This is a genomic window from Microbacterium sp. 71-23 (assembly GCF_001897265.1).
Taxonomy (GTDB): domain Bacteria; phylum Actinomycetota; class Actinomycetes; order Actinomycetales; family Microbacteriaceae; genus Microbacterium; species Microbacterium ginsengisoli.
On sequence record NZ_MKSL01000044.1, the window covers coordinates 1 to 4,729 of the forward strand.

Annotated in this window: 4 protein-coding genes; 2 read left to right on the top strand and 2 right to left on the bottom strand. The window is 76.0% G+C overall.

Annotated elements, in window-relative coordinates; translation table 11 throughout:
* Window positions 1–275, top strand: a 275-nt coding sequence (locus BGO15_RS13435; protein WP_286748423.1) for a 2-phosphosulfolactate phosphatase, incomplete at its 5' end; no start/stop codon positions are given.
* Window positions 276–293: 18 nt separating this feature from the next.
* On the opposite strand, the gene BGO15_RS13440 is transcribed toward BGO15_RS13435, so the two are convergent.
* Together BGO15_RS13440 and BGO15_RS13445 are read right to left on the bottom strand one after the other, a co-directional pair.
* The gene (locus BGO15_RS13440; RefSeq protein ID WP_286748424.1) at window positions 294–782 is read right to left on the bottom strand and encodes a SprT-like domain-containing protein; all 489 of its coding nucleotides are present in this window, start codon (window positions 780–782) and stop codon (window positions 294–296) included.
* A 38-nt stretch (window positions 783–820) separates the two neighbouring features.
* Window positions 821–1,348 (bottom strand): hypothetical protein, encoded by a 528-nt coding sequence (locus BGO15_RS13445; RefSeq protein WP_286748425.1) that lies wholly within the window; start codon window positions 1,346–1,348, stop codon window positions 821–823.
* A 132-nt stretch (window positions 1,349–1,480) separates the two neighbouring features.
* Here BGO15_RS13445 and BGO15_RS13450 point away from each other — a divergent pair, with 132 nt between their 5' ends.
* Window positions 1,481–4,666: an ATP-binding protein gene (locus BGO15_RS13450; RefSeq protein WP_286748426.1), complete on the top strand. Its 3,186-nt coding sequence runs from the start codon at window positions 1,481–1,483 to the stop codon at window positions 4,664–4,666.
* The last annotated feature ends 63 nt before the right edge of the window (window positions 4,667–4,729 follow it).

Here is a 4,729-nt window from a genome sequence, read left to right on the forward strand (position 1 = left end):
CTCCCGTCCGGTTCGCGGTGGAGGACCAGCTCGGCGCGGGCGCCGTCGTGGACGCCCTCGGCGTGCACGGCATCGACCACACGTCGCCCGAGGCGGCGGCCGCGGCCGAGGCGTTCCGGGGCCTCCGCGGCGCTGTCCGGCATCTGCTGACGGCGAGCGGGTCGGGGCAGGAGCTCATCGAGCGGGGGCTGCGCGGCGACGTCCTGACCGCGGCCGAGCTCTCCGTCCTCGACGCCGTGCCGGTGCTGCGGGACGGTGTCTTCGTCGCGATCTGACCGGATGCGACGTCCGGCTCAGCGGGGGGTCGCGGCGGCGCGGCGCGCGGCCGACGTGATCTCGCGGCGCGACCATGTGAACAGGTAGCGCGCGTCGAACCGCGGTGCGCACTTCACGCACGACGTCGCGCGCGCGGGACGGCGGTGCCGGTAGGCGACGTGGCCGGCCGGGCACACCCCGACCCACGGCGCCAGCTCCGTCGCGGTCTCGCCGTCGTGCGTCGTGCCGCCCACGTAGCCGAGCTCGCGGGCCACGCGCTTCCACTGCGGACCGTGACCGGCGCCCGGCCCGGCGAGGGCGTGCGCGATCTCGTGCAGCAGTGTCTGGTGGTTCGTGTCGTCGTCGTAGCGTGCGGCGAGGTAGCGCGACACGCTGATGCGCCGGTGCGTGTAGTCGCACTGACCGGCCCGGCGCTTCGCGTTGTCGAACGCGAACGACCACGAGCCGTCGAGGTGGTGGGCGATGAGGGCGTCGGCCCAGATGCGCACCCGGTGGAGATCGGACATGCGGCGGCGAAGACCTCGGTGCGTCTCGGGAGAGCGGATCAGCTGGCGACGGATGCGGTGACCCGGCGCCGGTCGGCGGCGTCGATCGCGAGCAGCGTGGACTCGAGCTGGTCGTCCGCGGCGCCGGACTCCTGCCGCAGGAAGAGCGCGCGCTTGAAGTCGCTGCGCGCCGCGTCGAAGTCGCCGGCGTCGAAGTTGACCTTGCCGCGGTGCTGGTACGCGAACGCGGCGATGCCCGCCCAGCCCTGGCCCTCGGCCTCCTCGGCGCACGTGGTGAGCTCCTGATCGGCGGCGGCGTACGCCCCGCGGTACTGCAGGATCGTCGCGTGCAGGATGCGCGCGCGCAGCAGATCCTTCCGCGTGCCGGCCATGCGCGCCTGGCGGACGGCCTGCTCGGCGATCACCAGCCCGTCGTCGAGACGGTCGAGCACCTTCAGCAGCCAGACGCGCTCCAGCAGGGCCGGAAGGCTGCGCTGCTCGCCGATCTCGTCGAGGCGCTCGCGGCAGTGGCGGAGGTCGACGACCTCGCGGAGAGTGTCGGGATCGTATCCGTCGATAAAGCTCACCATCGTCTCCCTTCGCCCGAGCGGGTGCGTCCCTCCAGTGTGCCCGACGCCTCCGACGCCACCCTGAGGGCACGCCGCATCCCGGTCGGCCGGGGGCGGGTGCGGTCGGATGCCGCGGCTAGGCTCCTCTTCGTGACGCAGGACGCCCCGCGGGTGGCCGTGCTCGGCCCGGTCGCCGTGACGACGCCGGACGGCCGCCCCGTCGACCTCCCGGGCGCGACCGCCAGGGCGCTCGTCGCCGCGCTCGCGCTCTCCGGGTCGCGGTCGCGCAGCGTCGAGGCCCTCACCGCGGACGTGTGGGGCGAGGATCGGCCGCAGAACCCCCGCGGCGCGCTCCAGACCCTCGTCTCGCGTCTGCGCGCCGCCGCCGGCCCGGACCTCGTGCGCAGCGACCCGTCCGGCTACGCGCTGGGCGTGCCGGACGACGAGGTCGACCTCTCCCGCGCCCGGCGCCTGTGCGCCGCCGCGGAACGGCTCGTGCCCGGCGACGCGGCGGGGCTCGCGCTCTTCGACGAGGCACTCGGGCTGTGGCGCGGCGAGGCCGGGCCCGACGTGGCCGCCGCGCCGGTGGCCGACGAACTGGCGGATGCCGCGGCGACGCTGCGCGTACGCGTCGACACCGGCCGCGCCCGTGCCCTCGTGGCCGGCGGGCGACCCGGCGAGGGAGCGGCGGTGCTGGCGGGTCTCGCGGCGGTCCGGCCCTACGACGAGGCGCTGCACGGCGAGCTCATGACGGCCCTCGCCGCGGACGCGCGCGGCGCCGAGGCGCTCGGCGTCTTCGCGGCGCTGCGCACGCGCCTGCGCGACGACCTCGGCAGCTCGCCGGGCCCGGAGCTCACGAACCTGAACACGCGGCTCCTGCGCGGCGGTGACGCCGAGGTGCGCGCGCGGGTGCGCATCGGACTGCGCGCCGCCCCCAACGAGCTCATCGGCCGAGCGGGCGCCCTCGAGGAGGTCGCCGCGCAGCTGACGCGGTCCCGTCTGGTGACGATCCTGGGCGCCGGGGGACTCGGCAAGACCCGGCTCGCGCAGGCGGCGGCCGCGGCATCCGCCTCGCCAGCCGTCGTCGTCGTCCCTCTCGCGAGCGTGCGGGCCGACGACGACGTCCCGCTGGCGATCGCCGCCGCGCTCGGCATCTCGGAGGCGAGCCCGGGCGGGAGGCTGGCGGACGCGCGCTCGCGCCCGGACCTGCGCGCCCGTGTCGCCGCGGTCCTCGGCGAGCGGCCGACGCTGCTGGTCCTGGACAACTGCGAGCAGGTCGTGGACGGCGTCGCCGCATGGGTCGCCGACATGCTCGCGGCGGTGCCCGCACTGCGGGTCCTCGCCACCAGCCGCACGCCGCTGGCCGTCGCCGCCGAGCAGGTGTATCCGCTCGACCCGCTCCCGACGGGAGGGGTGGACGGCGACGCGGAGGCCGGTCCGGCGGTGCGCCTCTTCCTCGAGCGGGCGCGCGCCGTGCGCCCCGGCGCGGTGCTGCCGCTCGACGTCGTGACGCGGCTGTGCGATCACCTCGACGGGCTCCCGCTGGCGATCGAGCTCGCCGCCGCGCGCGTGCGCACGATGACCCCCGAGCAGATCGAGGCGCGGCTCCAGGACCGCTTCGCCCTCCTGGTCACCGGCGACCGGACCGCCCCGGAGCGCCACCGCACCCTGGAGGCCGTCATCCGGTGGAGCTGGGACCTGCTCGACCCCGACTCCCGCACCGCGCTCGCGACCCTCTCCCTGCTGCCCGGCGGGTTCTCGGCGGACACCGCCGCCGGTGTCCTCATCGAGGAATCGGCGGACGACCTGCTCGACCGGCTCGTGGCCCAGTCCCTCCTCGTCGTCGCGGACGACCCCCGCTCGGGCGGCGTCCGCTTCCGGATGCTGGAGACCGTGCGCGAGTTCGGGCTGTCGCGTCTCGCGGCCGACGGCGCGGAGGGCGCCGCGTGGGATGCGGTGGTGGGCTGGGCGCTCGCGTTCGCGGACGAGCGGGGACCGGATGCCTTCTCGGTCGAGGGCGCGCGACTCCTGCGCGCCGAGCACGACAACCTCATCGCCGTCGTGCGGCACGCGATGGATGCGGAGGACGACGCCACCGCGGTCGTGCTGTTCGCCCTCCTCAGCCAGTCGTGGATCGTGCGCGGATCCTTCTCCGAGCTGCAGGCCTTCGGGCCGCCCGCGCTGGAGGCGGTCGCCCGGGTGGATGCGGCGGCCGTCCCGGCCGACGCGCTGGCCACGGTCCTGCTCCTGGCCGCCGTGGTCGCCATGGTGACCGACGACCCGCGGGCGCTCCGCCTGCGGGCACGGCTGCGCATCCTCCGCCGGCGGGCCCCGCTCACCCCCATGCTCGGCGCCTACGCCGACCTGCTGTCGGTCATGGGCGACCCGTCGCGGGCGCAGGCCGAGGTGGAGCGGCTGCGGGCGTCGGACGACCCGACGCTGGCGCTCGTGGGGGAGACCGTCCTCGCGCAGTACGCCGAGAACGACGGCGACACGGCGGTGGCGAGGGATGCCGCCGCCCGCGCGTGGGAGCTCGCCGCGATCGTGGACAACCCGTGGTTCGCCGCGATGTCGGCGGTGTCGTCCGGGCAGCTGGCCAGTCAGGTGCACGAGCCCGCGGAGGCGCTCGCCTGGCTCGACCGCGCCGCCGGCGAGCTGGCAGCCTTCGAGGCCGACGGCCAGCTGCGCCAGCTGTCCTGGATCCGCGGCGGCAACCTCATCAGCCTGGGCCGCTTCGACGAGGCGCGGGAGCTCTACGTCGAGATGACGGCGACTCGCGAACTCACCGAGGACGGGCTCGAGCTGTCCTCGCTCGGCTGGCTGGGCCTCGCCGAGCTCGAACGCGCCTCCGGAGACCGGATGCTCGCCGCCGAGCTGTACGAGAAGGCGATGGCCTGGTTCGACACCCGCAGCCAGCGCGCGTCCCCGTGGTATGCGACGACGGTGGCGGCGCTCGTCGCCGCCACCGCCATGGACGAGTCCCTCCCCGCCGCCCGCATCGACGAGTGGGCGCGTCGCCTGCGGACGCGGGCCCTCGCGACCGTGCGAGTCCGGTCGCAGTTCATCGACCGGCCGGTGCTCGGCACCGTGCTCGCGGGCTGGTCCGCGTGGGCGGTGCGATCCCCGGCCCACCGCGAGAGCGGCCTGGAGGCCCTCGCCATCGCGGAGGGCCTGGGCTCGCGTCAGGACCTGCCGAGCCTCCACCTCGACGAGCACTTCCGGCGGGCGACGGACCTCGCCGGTGCGGATGCCGTGGCCGCCGTCCGCGCGGCCGCCGGGCGGCTCGACCGGGCGGCGATGACGGCACGCGCCCTCGAGCTGCTCCGGACGAGGTGACGTCGTCGCATAGGGTGGCGATCGTGCTGGCAGTGCGACGGGTCCGCGCCCACAGCGCGCTCT